The sequence below is a fragment of the Cryobacterium sp. RTC2.1 genome, from assembly GCF_035018685.1.
Lineage (GTDB): Bacteria > Actinomycetota > Actinomycetes > Actinomycetales > Microbacteriaceae > Cryobacterium > Cryobacterium glucosi.
Genome location: NZ_JASJXJ010000001.1, coordinates 17,327 through 32,393, shown reverse-complemented (window position 1 = coordinate 32,393; position 15,067 = coordinate 17,327). Strand labels below are relative to the sequence as shown.

Below are 15,067 nucleotides of genomic sequence, written 5' to 3'. Positions count from 1 at the left end.
AAATGTCCGAGTCCGGGCGTTTTCGACAGCTTGGTAGACTCCTGTGGTTGCCGTCCAATTCAACGAGGTGTGTTTTTTGAAGAAACAACGTCCAGGTGTCGTGTCCGTCGTTCTCGTCAACTTTCGGGGTGCTGAAGACACGATCGAGTGTGTGCGCGGTCTTCTTGAACTCGATTGGCCGAGGGAGCTCTTGGAGATCATCGTCGTGGAGAACGGATCCGGCGATGACAGCTTGGTCCGACTTCAGGACATAGCAGGAGACGTCGTTCTCGTCGAATCCGAGATTAATACGGGATTCACCGGCGGGTGTAATCTCGGCGTGGCCCGCTCTACTGGCGAATTCGTGGCTTTCCTCAACAATGACGCCCGGCCCGATATCGGCTGGATCAGAGAAGCAATCGCCACGTTCTCCGGCGGAGCGAACATCGGCGCTGTCGCTAGCAAAGTTCTGGACTGGGACGGCGACAAGGTTGACTATATTGACGGCTCGATCACTTGGTATGGCATGGGTTACAAGCCGCACGCCGGCGAGACCGATCGCGGAGCCTGGGACGACGAAAAGGACGTGCTCTTCGGCACCGGCGCCGCGATGTTCATCCGCTCGTCGGTCTTCCATGAGCTCGGCGGATTCGATGATTCGTTCTTCATGTTCTATGACGATGTCGACCTCGGCTGGCGGCTGAACCTTCTCGGGTATCGGTTCCGGTTCCAACCCAAGTCGCTTGCATTCCACAAGCACCACGCCTCGATGAACAAGTTCGGCAATTTTCGCGAGACCTATCTTCTCGAGCGGAACGCGCTTTACACCTTGTACAAGAATCTCGACGATGAGTCTCTTGCCCAGGTCTTCCCCGGCGCGCTCCTCCTGGCTACACGGCGAGCTGTGGCACGCGGAAGTCTGGACTCGACGTCCCTCGATATTCGCAAGCCCGGCAACGATGATGAGGCGACTCTTCCGATCTCCAAGCAGACGATGGCCGGCATTTATGCAGTCGACCAGTTCGTCGAATTGCTTCCCGAAATGCGTGCGGCCCGTGCGAAAGTGCAGGAGACCCGTGCTGTGTCGGACCGGCAGTTGAAGAGCCTCTTCGGCAACACTGACGAGCCCGCCTATCCGATCGAGGGTTATCTCCGTGGCTACGAAAAGATCGTGGACAATCTCGGTCAGTTGAGCATTGTCGGCCGCCGGCACATTCTTGTCATCACGGGCGACCCCGTCGGTTACAGGATGGCAGGCCCGGCTATCCGGGCGTGGAACATCGCCAAGCTCCTGTCGGAAGATCACGACGTACGCCTCCTGAGCATGTCGAAGGCTGTGGCCCTGGACGACATGGTTGAGGTCGGCGTTATTTCGCATCACCACCCCAGCTCGGTCGACGAACACGAAAAATGGGCCGATGTGATCATCGTGCAGGGACACGCCCTGGAACTGTTCCCCAGCCTTGAGACGTCCAAGAAGGTGCTCGTCGTTGACGTGTACGACCCGCTCCAGCTGGAGCAGCTGGAACAGGGCCGTGGCCAGACACTGGCTCTCTGGGACAAGCAGGTCACCGAGGCGAAGGATGCCCTCAACCACCAGCTTCTCCTCGGGGATTTCTTCCTCTGCGCCAGCGAACGACAGCGGCACTTCTGGCTCGGCCAGCTCTCCGCGCTCGGGCGGGTCAACCCCTACACCTACTCGCGGGACAACGACCTCGATACCCTGATTGCAGTGGCACCCTTTGGGATCCCCTCAGAAGAACCTGTGCATCTCCACCCGGCAATGCGTGGTGTGGTTCCGGGAATCGGAGCGGACGACAAGATCATCATCTGGGGTGGGGGGATCTACAACTGGTTCGATCCGAACACGCTGATCCGATCAGTCGCGAAGCTTGCCGTGGAGCACCCCAACATTCGACTCTTCTTCATGGGCGTCAAGCACCCGAACCCGCTTGTGCCGGAGATGGAGGTCGTTGGCGCGGCAAGGGCACTCTCCGATGAACTTGGACTCTCTGGGAAGCACGTCTTCTTCAATGAGACGTGGGTGCCGTACGAGGACAGGCAGGACTACCTTCTTGAGGCTGACCTCGGAGTGTCGACCCACTTCCAGCACGTCGAAACGACGTTCTCGTTCCGGACCCGAATTCTCGATTATCTCTGGGCTGGATTGCCTATCGTGACGACGGATGGTGATTCCTTCGGAAGCCTGGTAGCCGGCGAATCGCTGGGGGCCGCAGTTCCCGAACGAGATGTTGACGCTCTTGCAGCGGCGATCGCGACCTATCTCTACGATGATGAATCAGTCTTGGCTGCGCGCAATAACGTAGCCCGCGTTCGCCAATCCTTCACCTGGGACAAGGCACTCGCTCCGCTGGTGGAATTCTGCCGAGCTCCCCAACACGCTGCTGATAAGAAGCTGGCTGTCGAGAAGAAGGACAAGCGAGGCAAGCTGGGCGCGCAGAAGACTCCGAAACTTGAGGTTGTTCGCCACACCGGGCTTCGTCGTGACTTCGGACGGGTCGCGTACTACTTCCGGCAAGGTGGACCAGGCGCAGTCATCGAACGCGTGCAGGCAAGGCAAGCGCGCAAGAAGGCCGCTGGCGAATAGCCCCCTAATGGGGAGTATGCAACGGTGACTGCTAGCCGGGCCATACGCATCCAATCGGTAAGCTGAAAATTGAAATGAAAAGCGACGAGAGTGTGAAGATGAGTGCCGCAGAGACCAACCCGCCACGGTGTAGCGATCCGGAATGCGCTGAAGTACGTCGCGAGCGGGACCTGCTGGTTGCAAGCCTGCGTGATTCGACCCATGCCCAGCTCATCAGCAGGGATATGGAGCTCGGGCTTCGAGCCGAACTGGTTCAGGCTCGGATCGACTTCATCCACGAACGTGACCGTGCCGAGGCGGAGATTATGCGTATTCGGGATCGAAGCGCACAGGACCTCGCACTGACGAGGGGTTCGACAACATGGCGAATCGGTCGCATGGTGATAGCACCAGTCGCGCTAGCTAAGCGTGCCAAGAGGCGCTTTCTCAAATGAGCCAGCCGGCCCCCGCCCAAACAAGCACACTGCGCAACCCATTCTTCTCGGTACTTACACCGGTTTACAACGCGCCCGTCGACGTCCTTCAGGAAACCATCGACTCCGTTCTCGGCCAGTCCTTTCGGGACTGGGAACTTGTCCTTGTCGACGATTGTTCACCAGACCCTGCCGTTCGAGAGCTCTTGCGCAGAGCTTCGGAGAGGGACGAACGAATTCGAGTGATCGAGCGCGTATCGAACGGCGGAATCGTTCAGGCATCCAACGATGCGATCGACGCAGCCCGAGGCACCTTCCTCGCATTGCTCGATCACGATGACCTTCTTGCGCCACGTGCACTCAAACTCATGTACGAGGTGATCCGCAAGACCCCCGGTGCCGACTATGTCTATTCTGACGAAGACAAGCTCGGAGCCGGAGGGGAGTATTACGACCAGTTTGACAAGCCCGACTGGTCCCCGGAGAGACTTCGCGGTCAGATGTACACGGGTCACCTTTCTGTCTTGCGCACCGACCTGGTCCGTGAAGTCGGCGGATTCCGATCAGAGTTCGAGGGCTCGCAGGACCACGACCTTGTTTTACGCGTGACGGAACAGGCTCGCCAAATCGTCCACATCCCAGAGGTCCTCTACCATTGGCGTGTCATTGCCGGTTCGACGGCCGCTGACCCTGCGAACAAGCCATACACGTGGGATGCCGGCGTTCGCGCCGTCAACGCCCACCTCGCTCGAGTCGGTATAGCTGGCGTTGCCTACCGAGGGGTGAATTCAGGCACATATCGGATCGAGCGAGAGCCAGAGCTCAAGCGTTCTGTGAGCGTAATCATCCCGACCCGCGGAACTGCTGGCTTTGTCTGGGGCCAACGGCGGGTATTCGTTGTCGAAGCTGTGCGTTCGGTGCTTGCCAAGACGCGCCACGAGGACCTCGAAATCGTCGTGGTCCATGACACCGATACCCCTGCTGAAGTGCTCACGGACCTCGTCGAGATTGCGGGGGACAGGCTCACGCTCGTGCCCTTCGATCGTCCGTTCAACTTCAGCCGCAAATGCAACGAAGGCTTTCTTGCGGCACGCGGGGATGTGCTCATCTTTCTCAACGACGATACGCAGGTCATCAGCGACGAGTTCATCGGCGACTTGATCTCTCCACTCAACGAGCCGGACGTGGGAATGACCGGTGCAAAACTGCTGTTTGAGGATGGTTTCATTCAGCATGCGGGACACCTCCATCACATGGGTCAGTTCACACATGCGTACATGGGCTCAGAGCAGGACTCTTTCGGCGCATTTTGTTCCCTCATCGTCAACCGTGAATCGTCGGGCCTCACTGCTGCGTGCGTAGCGATGCCTCGTTCGGTCTTCACGGCCATCGGCGGTTTCTCCGAATTGTTCCCCGGAAGCTTCAACGACGTCGACCTCTGCAAGAAGGTTGACCAAGCGGGCTTCCGGCTGGTGTGGCTCGCGAACCTGGAGCTCTTCCACTTTGAGTCACGGTCACGGAACCCGACGGTGCATTCCTTTGAGGACAAGATGATCTTCGAGCGATGGGGTCGGCCGGGACGAGATCCCTACCTGTTTTAGCTTCAGGGTGTTCGTACCTTCCCGTGGCGAGGACAGCTTGCTTGTGCCCTCAGGGTCGGTGGTAGACCATACCCCCTAAGCGGGGGAACCCAGCCTGGGAAGTCCCCAAATGTGCTTCCCCTCGCGTAGTGTTGCCCGTGCGGTCGTGTCCTCCTTCCCGAGAGAATGTTGCCCACCTGATGCCGTGCTGACGACGCACGGTCGGTACCGGAGGCACGGACATGCTCGACAAAGCACGAAGAATGCTGACTGCCCTCGTGGTCGTCGGCCTGATCGGGACTGTTCTCACGGCTATGCCGCAACCTGCGCAAGCCCTCAGCGGCAGCCAGTTCGATCCCGGATATATCATCTCCGACCAGAATTTCTATGTCCGCGACGCAATGTCACAGGATCAGATCCAGGCTTTTTTGGATGCCAAGGTTGGAACCTGCCAGAATTCGCTGTGTCTGAACGTGCTTCGGGTGGACACCCCTACAACGACACTCAGCTTCGGCACCTGCGCAACATACTCAGGCGAAGCCGGCGAGTCTGCTGCGCGGATCATCTACAAGGTTCAGCAGGCCTGCACGATCAGCGCGAAGGTCTTGTTGGTCACGTTGCAGAAGGAACAAGGTCTGGTGACGGACAATGCTCCCTCTGCTTCGGAACTTCGAAATGCCCTCGGGCAGGGCTGCCCGGATACGGCGCCGTGTGACTCCGCTTACTACGGATTCTTCATCCAGGTGTTCTCGGCCGCTCGGCAATTTGCCTGGTACGGCAATCCACTCGGATCCCACACTTCACTGCACGTTGGACAGATGTCAAACATTCAGTACCACCCCAATACTGCTTGTGGATCGAGCCCGATTCAGATCAAGAACAACGCCACGGCAGCTTTGTACTATTACACGCCATATCAGCCGGACGCCGCAGCGTTGGCAAACCTTGGCGGTACCGGCGACAGCTGTTCCTCCTATGGAAATCGCAATTTCTGGGTCTATTACAACAACTGGTTCGGTTCGCCCAACTCGGCGGGGAACCCCGTCGCCAGTGTCGATATTCTCACGACCGTACCCGGTGGCATCCGGGTCGCCGGCTGGGCGTTTGACCCGGACACATCGGATTCCATCCAGGTGCATGTCTATGTCAACGGTGTCGGCACGGCGATCGTTGCGAGCAACAATCGACCAGACGTCGGCGCGATGTGGCCGTCGGCCGGGTCCGCGCACGGCTTTGATGTCACGCTCAAAACGACCACAGCGGGCAATCAGCACGTATGCGTTTTCGGGATCAATCAGGGCCCGGGAACAAATACGCTGTTCACGTGTAGCGACCTCGTCGCTCAGGTGGGCTCCCCACAGGGGGTCCTTGACTCTGTGAGCGCGTCCCGGGGCGCCATCACCGTGACGGGCTGGACTTTTGACCCCGACACGTCGGCATCGATCCCAGTCCACATCTATGTAGACTCCGCAGGTGCGGCTTTCGTTGCAGACGACTCCCGTTCCGACGTTGCTCAGATCTATCCCGGGTATGGGCCACAGCACGGCTACAGTCGAAGTCTCACTGTCGCCCCGGGGGTGCACACGGTCTGTGCATTCGGGATTGAATCTGCCGGAATCGGGTCCAACACCCTCCTGGGTTGCAAGACCGTCACAGTTCTCAGTGGCGCGCCAGTTGGAACCCTTGACGTGGTGTCCGTCGGCCCCGGAACGATCACCGCAGCCGGGTGGGCATTCGATCCCGATACAACGGCATCAATACCCGTGCACGTCTACTCTGACTCGAGCGGAGTTGCAGGCTCGGCCACAGGATCACGGCCCGATGTCGCCGCCGCCTACCCCGGCTACGGCTCGTCGCATGGCTACGCGATCACCTTCGCAGCAACGCCCGGCGTCCATCGAGTGTGCTCCTACGGAATCGATGTCGTGAGTCCCGGAGGGAATCAGGAGCTGGGCTGCAAAACAGTGACGGCGATGAGCGGCTCGCCGGTCGGCGTCATCGATTCGCTCTCCGCCACTAACGGAAAGCTCTCGGTTTCAGGGTGGGCCTATGACCCCGATACCGCTCAGCCGATCCCGGTGCACATTTACGTCGATGCGAGTGGAACGCCGATCACGGCGCCCAACGAACGTCTGGACTTCGCAGCCGTCTACCCGGCATACGGTCCCAATCATGGTTACGGTTTCACCACCGCGATCACTCTCGGATCCCACAACGTTTGCGTGTACGCAATCAATGTCGGCCCCGGTTCGAACGCGCTCCTCGGCTGTAAAGTTGTCACGGGATAGGACGAGAAAGGCCGAGTTGGTCCCGTTCGTCGTTAGTTCACCCGCGAGAACGTATGCGTCTCTGCTTGAGCAGGTGAGAGGAGGCGCCAGAACAACGCCGCGACCACCCCCGCGAATGTGACTGACCCGATGGCCCAGACGGCCATCGGCGACAGCGCGCCGGCCCACCACCATTCGACGCCGGCGTTCAAATTCCAGCCGATCGCGTCGGCGCCGGTGACGTAGCGGCGGATGTTGAAATGCAGGGCGACTGAGTTGGCCAGGCTCAGGGCCACGACAACGAGGATCGTTTGAAATCTGGCGAGCTTCAAGACACGGCCATTCGAGTTGAAGAGGGCGAGCCCGGCGAGCAAGATCATCAGCGGCAGTATGTATCGGGGCTGGAATTGCTCACCGACGTAGGCATGGGAGCGGACAAGGACATACGTGGGGATGGCCCACATGGCCCCGAAGATTCCAGCCGTCGCCAAACCCTTTCGTCGACCCATAGTGCGCATTCCGGTGAAGACGAGCGCGCTGAAGACTGCGATCGTGCTAACCCACACGACACTTGGGAGAACAGTGTCCTGCCAGCCGATTCCCCAGAAACCCAGGGCGCCCGCCCAGAGGGTCGGCACGTTCAAGATGTTCACGAATAGCAGTTGCTTCCAGTCTCCTCGAACGTTGCCGGAGACGAGCCCGGATTCAACGATCGAGGACTGGCCGGACGACAAGTAGAAGTACCCTGCGATCAACACGAGCGCAATGGGCAGTGCCAACGACACGATGAATCGTCGTTCGCGCCGTGCCGAGAGCATCACGACCACGCCGATCGCGAGGATGGCGTATATGGCGGCGTCAGCACGGGCTGCGGCTCCGATCACGGTCGCCAGGGTAGCCAAAAGACCGAGGCCGAGGCGTCGTTGACCACTCGATTCAAAGAATCCCAGTAGAGCGATCCAGAGCGTTCCCGCAGAGATGAGGGCCCAGCTGCTGGGATTGGTGGACGGTATAAGGAACATGCCAAGGGGCACCAGCGTGATAGCGAGGCTCCACGCCAGAATCGGGCGTCTCCTGAACGGCAGCAGAAAGTAGAGGGCAGTGGTTATGCCCACGAAGAGCACAGCGTTGAACACCCTCATAAGAATGACGGAGAGGGGAATGTCCTGACCGGCGAAGGCGCCCATCACCGCGTAGAAGAGCGGCGGGTAGTCGCCTGTCCAGTTGCCGCGTTTGGTCGCGACCGACGCGTAACCGCCGGAGGTCAGCCCGTCCTTCTGGCAGGAAGCGCTGAGATTCGGCTTGAGAGCAAAGCAGGGCGAGGCCGCCAGAGGTACGGGGACGACACGCTCGTCATCCGTCGGACCGGGCGCGCAGAGTCCCTCGCGGATGCCGTCTCCGCACCAGATGCTGTTCAGGTGGTAGTCGTCATCCGGGCTAGCCCCAACCGGTGAGGCCACTGCCCAGCTCAGGAGCGCCATAAGTCCGATGATCGGTGTCAGAATCGTTGCCAGAAGTCTCGTTCGAGTGCGTTGCTGCGTCGCCTGAGTCACGTCGTGAGCTTACCGGCCGGCGCATCCTCGGTCGGTAGCAAGGGTTGTTGCCTCCGCAGTCATTCCATTGTAATGATGAGCGTCGCGCTCGCGGCCGTACCTATAGAATCGTTCCGAGGCTGGTCAAAGCAGGGGGAATGTAGACGTTGGACGTCGAAGACACCCATAGTGAAGCCGTTCACATTGCGATTATCGTCAATAGTTACCCCCCCAGACTGGGGGGGCTCGAGAGTCATGTGTTCCAACTGGCGAACGAACTCAAGGACGCCGGGGCGACCGTCACGGTCGTTTCTCTCGCTCCCGAGGCTTCGGACGTCACAGAGGCGGGCGTCCGGGTCATCAGGCTCCGGATGCACCTGCCGATCGCATCCGTGATTTCTTTTCCCATGTGGGGTACTTCACGACGGCTGAGCCGCCAGCTCGGCCGGCTCGGCGTCACGGTGGTCTCGACCCATACCCGCTTCTTTCCGATGTCCTTCGTCGGGCTGCGGGCGGCACGCCGAATGGGCGTCCCCGTGATCCACACCGAGCATGGCGCGGGTTTCGTCAAGTCACCGTCGAGGGCGATTCAGCTCGCCTCCCGGATCGTCGATCTCACATTCGGGCGCGCCGTGCTCCGGGGCGCTACCTGTGTCCTTGCCGTTTCCGAGCCCGTCATCCAGTTCGTTGACGTGCTCGCGGGAGTGAAGGCCGAGGTGTTTCACAACGCGCTCCGGCTTGAGGAGTGGCCTGTCGTCGTAGCGAATCGCGCACCAACAGGGATCGCCTTCCTCGGCCGCCTCGTCGGTGGCAAGGGTTGGGAAGACTTCATCGACCTGGCCGCGGAACTGATAGACGAAAAGGGGTTCAACAACCTGTCGGTGCATATCCTGGGTGACGGGCCTGACCTGCCCGCGCTGAAGGCGCGAATCCAGTCTCGAGGAATTGATACGTTCGTATCGCTTCACGGACATGCCCCAGTCGAGACGATCAGGACGGTCTTGAACTCCTCGGTGCTCGTGAACCCCAGCCGACTTGCTGAGGGCTTCCAGATCACCCTCCTCGAGGCCACGGCGACAGCCGCGCAGATCGTATCCTTCCCTGTCCCCTCTGTTCAGCCGCTCCGCGCAGACGGCGGACCGATCCGCGAGGTTGCAGATTCCTCCTATGAAGCCCTCGTCGGGGCGGTTGTGGAGGCCCTGAAGCATCCGCTGCCGCTCATTCCCCGGGACATTCTGGAGGCGCGCTGGTCCTGGCACGCCCGCGCGCAAGAGTACCTCGCGGTCGTCGCGAGTGCGACCTCGGCGCTCGGCTCGCCTGCCGACCACGCGGGCCAACCTTAGGATGGACCCTGTGAAGACGACGCTGGAGCAAACACTGATAGTGATGCCGGCGTTCAACGAAGAAGAATCCGTCGGCGACGTCGTCCAGGAGGTATTCAGTCAACTCCCCGGCGTCGGCTGCCTAGTCGTCGACGATGGGTCCTCGGACACCACTGCGGAAGCCGCACGTGCCGCAGGAGCAATCGTTGCCGTTCTTCCCTTCAACCTGGGTGTCGGCGGAGCTATGCGGCTGGGCTTCAAATACGCCCGCGAACACGGCTATGCCAATGTCGTCCAAATCGATTCGGATGGCCAGCACGATCCGGCCGACGTCCGTCCACTATTGGCGAAGCTCGACGAAGCGGACCTCGTGATCGGCGCGCGATTCGCGGGAGCCGGAGTCTACGAGGCTAGCGGCCCCCGCCGGTGGGCGATGCTCACGCTCTCGTCAATGTTGAGCCGGATCTCCCACACCAGGCTCACTGACACGACGTCTGGCCTGCGCGCCAGCGGTCCGCGAGCGGTGAAATTGTTCGCCGATCACTATCCTGCGGAGTATCTGGGTGACACGATCGAGTCTCTCGTCATCGCCATTCGCGAGGGCTGTCGGATCGCTCAGGTTCCCGTGTCGATGCGACCCCGTTCGGGCGGAGTCGCCTCGCACAGTCCGGCACGATCCGCGGTCTATCTCGGCCGCGCAATGATCGCACTGGTGTTCGCACTGATCAGACCGGCGCACCTCCCGCACGGAAGCGTCGATTGACCATGACCATTACAAGCTACTATCTCGGGATAGCGGCAGCGCTCGTGATTCTTGTGATCGTTGTCGAGCTACTCCGCAGACGGCAGCTGCGCGAACGGCACGCGGTTTGGTGGCTGGGAGCGGGACTGCTGGCACTCCTCGCGGGTGTCTTTCCAGTCACGCTCGAGTGGGCGGCTCAATTGGTCGGAATCAAGATTCCGACCAATCTGGTGTTCTTCGTCAGTATTGCGATCCTGTTCCTGGTGTGCCTCCAGCACAGCTCGGAACTGACCCGTGTCGAGGAAAGGTGCCGCAATCTCGCGGAATCGGTGGCGCTCTTGGAGCTCCGTTTGCGCCAAGTCGAAGGAGAGCTGTCTTCTGGAGAGTCCGGGTCGGAATCGGACACACGAAGCGTGAATCCTGATTCACCGGAGAAGTGACCGTGCGCGCTCACTGTGATTCCCTTATTTCGCCCGCCCGTCACCCACGTGATGGGAATCCGAGGTGACGAGCGCTGAGTCGCGATCGCCCGTGTCGGTTGCCATGTGCACGTTCAATGGGGCGGCATACGTAACGGAGCAGCTCCGGAGCATCTTCGGCCAGACTCGGCCTCCCGCCCAGATCGTGGTCTCCGACGACGCGTCGACTGACGGGACCCCCGAACTCGTGGAGTCCGTCGTGACGGAGTGGCGTGCCCGCAATCCCTTGAGCGCCATCGAGGTGCGGGTGATTCGCAACGCGAGCGGGCTCGGCGTGACCGGGAACTTCGAACAGGCCCTCGGCGCATGCTCGGGCGATATTCTGGCGCTGAGCGACCAGGACGACATCTGGCATCCACGTCGGCTCGAACTCATGACGGCAGAATTCACCCGCAGGCCGGAGTTGGTGCTGTTGCACACCGACGCCCGCCTGGTCGACGGCGACGGGCATCCGCTGGGGATGACCCTGCTGCAGACCCTCGGTGTCGCCGACGTCGCCAAAGCCCTCGAACACGACGGGCGGGCCCTCGAGCTGCTGGTGCAGCGGAATATCGTGACGGGGGCGACCATGATGGTGCGTCGCGAGCTCCTCGAGGGGGCACGGCCGTTTCCGGCGGCCTGGGTGCACGACGAATGGCTGGCAATGGTCGCGGCGCTGACGGGAACGATGGATCTGCTCGACGAGCAACTCGTGGACTACCGCCAGCACGATGCCAACCAGATCGGCGTCACGAATCTCGACACCGCCGGACGGCTCGGCAGGCTCCGAGCGCCACGTACGGAGCGGAACAGGCGGCTCCTTGCGCGTGCTCGGGCATTGGCCGAGCGAGCGCCGTCGTTGTTGGGGCCGACCGCCGAACCCAGCGTCCTGTACCTGCTCGAAGGCAAGCTTGCCCACGAAGTCGTGCGCAGTTCATTGCCCGCAGCGTACGCGGCGCGCATCCTCCCCGTTGTCCGTGAGTGGCGTACCGGACGCTACGCCCGGTTCGGGCGTGGCGCCCAGGACGTGCTGCGCGACCTTGTGCAGCCCGTCTAGGCCCTTTCGATGGCTCTGTCACCAATCGTCTACTCTGGGTGAGGGCCGGCGCCGGGGGTGCCCGTGGCCCCGATGCGGACGTATTCCGCGCAAGTGATGGAGGAACTCGCCGTGCCACAGGATCTGACGCCCGTTGTCGGGCGATCGCGACTGCACGCCTGGCGCGACGGCTATCGGCGGTTCACCGAACCGGGCACGGACGGCCTGCCGCGCACGCGGGTCCTCCTCGCCTTCCCCGCGCTGCTCCTGATCCTGGGCATCGTGCTCGTCGCACTCGGAATCAACGGGTCGTCCTCGGGCGTCTTCCACAGCCAGATCGCCTACGGCAGCGACTCGAGCCTGATCGCGGGCACGCCACAGCTCACCAGGTCCGATGAATGGAACGTGCAGACCGTGTGGGCGATCGCCCAGGTGCAGCAGGGGCTTCCGCTCGTGAACGAGACGTTCCCCGGCGGGATGGATGCGACGTTGCCGCAGGACCTGCCCCGGGTGGACTGGACGGTGGCCTTCCGGCCGCACCTCTGGGGATTCATGGTCATGGACGTCGACCACGCGATCGCCTTCAAGTGGTGGCTGCCCGGGCTCGCGCTCGCGGCCGCCGCGTACATGTTCCTCGTCACGTTGCTGCCCAGGCGGCCCGGCGTCTCCGCGATGATCGCAGTCGGATTCCTCTACAGCCCGCTCTTCCAGTGGTGGTACCTGTCCACGACGCTGTGGCCGGTCGTGTGGGCACTCACCGCCATGACGGCGTTGATGCACGCGTTCTCGAGCAGCTCCCTGCGGTCCCGATGGGGCTGGGCGGCCCTCGTGGGCTTCCTCACGGTGGTCATGGCGACGGGCATCTACGTGCCCTTCATCGTTCCGGCGGTACTTGTCGTGTTGTTCTTCGCCATCGGCCTCGTGGTCGAGCGTCGCCGGGAGAACCCTGGGCTGCGGGCAGTGCTCTCGCGGGTCGGACCGGTGCTCGTGGCCGGCGTTGCGGCATCCGCCGTCACGGTTCTCTGGCTCGCGACCAAACTCACGACCGTCGAGGCGTTCCTCGGCACCACGTACCCGGGCAACCGGGTGACACCGACCGGTGGCGGCAGCCTGCTGAGTTTCGCCTCGGCGATCGGATCCTCGTTCACGCAGACTCTCAATGCGCAGCGCCCAGGCCTGCTCGGAGCGAACGGCTCTGAAGCGTCGACCTTCTTCTACATCGGCATCTACCTGCTGCCTGTCGTCGGTTGGATCGTGTTCAGGCAGGCCAGGGCGAAGCGGATGCTGCCCTGGACGCTCATCGGGCTCACCGCCGTGGTCCTGCTGCTGCTCGCCTACCTGTACGTGCCCGGATGGGATGCGATCGCACGGCTCCTGCTGCTCGACAAGACCAGCCAGAACCGCGTGCGGCTGGGCATGGGGCTTGCGTCCCTCGGCCTGCTCGCCTACGTGCTGCGCTACCTCGACGAACACCGGGTGCGCGCAGGCTTCTGGATCGCCGCGATCTCGGCCGGCCTCTTCGCGCTCTCCCAGGCCGCGATCGGATACGTGGCCATCCGGCACCTCCCCGGAATGCTCGAGGCCGTGCAGCTCTGGTGGCTCTGGGCGCTGCTCTCAGCGGCGGCCATCTACTTCGCCGCGCGGCGTCAGCCGAGGCTCGCCGCGACCGCGTTCCTGATCGTGACGATCGCCGGCTCTGGCCTGACCAACCCGATCTACAGCGGGGTGCTCGATCTGCGCGAGACGGCGGTGTCCAGGGCCGTCGTCGCCCTCGACGCTTCGGCGCCGAAGACCTGGGTCGGTATCGGCGGCGGACTCACGACTGCGGTGCTGCTGGAGTCCGGCGTGCGTGCGGAGAACGGCTTCCAGGGTGCACCCTCCCGCGCGATGTGGGGCGTCATCGACCCGGCGAACCAGTACGCCTTCCAGTGGAACCGACTCGCCGGCGTGAGCTGGGTCGCGGGCCCCGGGGAGCCCGTGGTCTCCAATCCCGCTGAGGACCAGATCCGGGTCACCTTCGACGCCTGCTCCGTGTTCGCACAGGCGAACGTGGGCTACGTGCTCGCAGACGATCACCGTCTTGACTCGACCTGCCTGAAGCCCGTGCAGGCTTTCGAGCTGCCGAAGGCGACCCTGGAGATCTACCAGGTCGTCCCGCGCTAGAAACACGCCGCCCGGCTCTCGCCGGCACCTACCGGCGTTCGGCTGGCTCTGCGAGGCTCAGGCCGAGGGCGTGCCTGGCCAGAATGCGGATGCCGGCCGTCTGACGGGCGGAGACGGCCTCGGGCAGGCGCGTGAGGGCATTGATCCGCGAGGAGATGTGCCAGCGGGCCGTGCGGGCCGCCCGAGGCCAGCCGTGCTCCTCGAACTCGGCCGCGAGTGCCCGGAAGAAGCGCTGCTCCTCGACGAACCTGCTGCCCTCCGCCGCCCGCCACGACGAGACGCTCGAGGCATGGCGGCGATACTCGAAGACGACCTCGTCGTCGAGCAGCAGGCTGCCGCCCTGGAACGCCACGTCGAGGGCGAGGCCGAGGTCCTGGATGACCGAGAGGTTCGGCCGGAACCCCACCGCGGCAACGGCCGAGCGGCGCCAGGCGATCGCGGGGAAGTTCATCCAGTTGCCCCTCGTCACGCTCACGGCGAGCTTCTCGCCGCCCAGCTCGATGGTGCCGCGCACGTGCGGGCGGTAGAGCGCCTTCATCCGGTCGACGAGCGGCCGGTAGACCCGGCCGTCGCCGTCGATGACCCGGGTGCCCGGGTGGATGAAGTCCGCGGTCGGATGCGCCTGGCCGAGCGCCTTGACCCGGGCGACATAGCCGGGCAGCATCACGTCGTCGCAGCCGAAGATGGTCAGCCACTCGTTCACGGCCAGGTCGATCGAGGCCTGGAAGTTCACGTTGATGCCCGCGTTCACCGGGTTGCGCCGGTAGACGATCCGCGGATCTGCGAGGCCGACGAGCCACTCGCCGGCCGTGACGTCGGGATAGCAGTCGTCGATGACGACGAGACGCCAGTCGGGATCCGTCTGCGCGAGGACGCTCTCCACGGCAATGCGGAAATGGTCGACGCGGCCGTAGAACGGCATCATGATGTCGAGTGTCACGCGGTTCTCCCTCGCGGCATCCGGTTT

At 62.5% G+C, this 15,067-nt stretch carries 11 protein-coding genes; 9 read left to right on the top strand and 2 right to left on the bottom strand.

Going from position 1 to position 15,067, the window contains the following annotated elements; all coding sequences use genetic code 11:
• Positions 1-43 precede the first annotated feature (43 nt).
• The 4 genes from QN357_RS00125 to QN357_RS00110 all read left to right on the top strand — a co-directional run bounded on the left by QN357_RS00125 (position 44) and on the right by QN357_RS00110 (position 6,868).
• Positions 44-2,587: a glycosyltransferase gene (locus tag QN357_RS00125; RefSeq protein ID WP_323504261.1), complete on the top strand. Its 2,544-nt coding sequence runs from the start codon at positions 44-46 to the stop codon at positions 2,585-2,587.
• 74 nt (positions 2,588-2,661) lie between these two features.
• Positions 2,662-3,021 carry a hypothetical protein gene (locus QN357_RS00120; RefSeq protein ID WP_323504260.1) on the top strand — a complete coding sequence of 120 codons (360 nt, stop codon included), beginning with the start codon at positions 2,662-2,664 and terminating at the stop codon, positions 3,019-3,021.
• Positions 3,018-4,601 (top strand): glycosyltransferase family 2 protein, encoded by a 1,584-nt coding sequence (locus QN357_RS00115; RefSeq protein ID WP_323504259.1) that lies wholly within the window; start codon positions 3,018-3,020, stop codon positions 4,599-4,601. Before QN357_RS00120 ends, QN357_RS00115 begins: the two co-directional genes overlap by 4 nt.
• Before the next feature lie 221 nt (positions 4,602-4,822).
• Positions 4,823-6,868 carry a hypothetical protein gene (locus QN357_RS00110; RefSeq protein WP_323504258.1) on the top strand — a complete coding sequence of 682 codons (2,046 nt, stop codon included), beginning with the start codon at positions 4,823-4,825 and terminating at the stop codon, positions 6,866-6,868.
• 32 nt (positions 6,869-6,900) lie between these two features.
• Here QN357_RS00110 and QN357_RS00105 read toward each other — a convergent pair whose 3' ends face one another.
• The gene (locus QN357_RS00105) at positions 6,901-8,400 is read right to left on the bottom strand and encodes a DUF2142 domain-containing protein (RefSeq protein ID WP_323504257.1); all 1,500 of its coding nucleotides are present in this window, start codon (positions 8,398-8,400) and stop codon (positions 6,901-6,903) included.
• A gap of 146 nt (positions 8,401-8,546) precedes the next feature.
• On the opposite strand from QN357_RS00105, the gene QN357_RS00100 reads away from it, so the two are divergent.
• The 5 genes from QN357_RS00100 (at position 8,547) to QN357_RS00080 (ending at position 14,100) form a co-directional block, all read left to right on the top strand.
• Positions 8,547-9,722, top strand: coding sequence for a glycosyltransferase family 4 protein (locus QN357_RS00100; RefSeq protein WP_323504256.1), 1,176 nt, complete (start codon positions 8,547-8,549; stop codon positions 9,720-9,722).
• 1 nt (position 9,723) lies between these two features.
• Positions 9,724-10,464 (top strand): glycosyltransferase family 2 protein, encoded by a 741-nt coding sequence (locus QN357_RS00095; RefSeq protein WP_416347598.1) that lies wholly within the window; start codon positions 9,724-9,726, stop codon positions 10,462-10,464.
• A gap of 2 nt (positions 10,465-10,466) precedes the next feature.
• Positions 10,467-10,883 (top strand): DUF2304 domain-containing protein, encoded by a 417-nt coding sequence (locus QN357_RS00090; RefSeq protein ID WP_323504254.1) that lies wholly within the window; start codon positions 10,467-10,469, stop codon positions 10,881-10,883.
• A gap of 64 nt (positions 10,884-10,947) precedes the next feature.
• Entirely contained in the window at positions 10,948-11,958 is a 1,011-nt protein-coding gene (locus tag QN357_RS00085) for a glycosyltransferase family 2 protein (RefSeq protein WP_416347597.1), read from the top strand.
• Positions 11,959-12,069: 111 nt separating this feature from the next.
• Positions 12,070-14,100: a hypothetical protein gene (locus QN357_RS00080; RefSeq protein ID WP_323504252.1), complete on the top strand. Its 2,031-nt coding sequence runs from the start codon at positions 12,070-12,072 to the stop codon at positions 14,098-14,100.
• Between the two features lie 28 nt (positions 14,101-14,128).
• Here the strand turns inward: QN357_RS00080 and QN357_RS00075 are convergent, their stop codons facing one another.
• Positions 14,129-15,040 (bottom strand): glycosyltransferase family 2 protein, encoded by a 912-nt coding sequence (locus QN357_RS00075; protein ID WP_134449041.1) that lies wholly within the window; start codon positions 15,038-15,040, stop codon positions 14,129-14,131.
• Positions 15,041-15,067 lie beyond the last annotated feature (27 nt).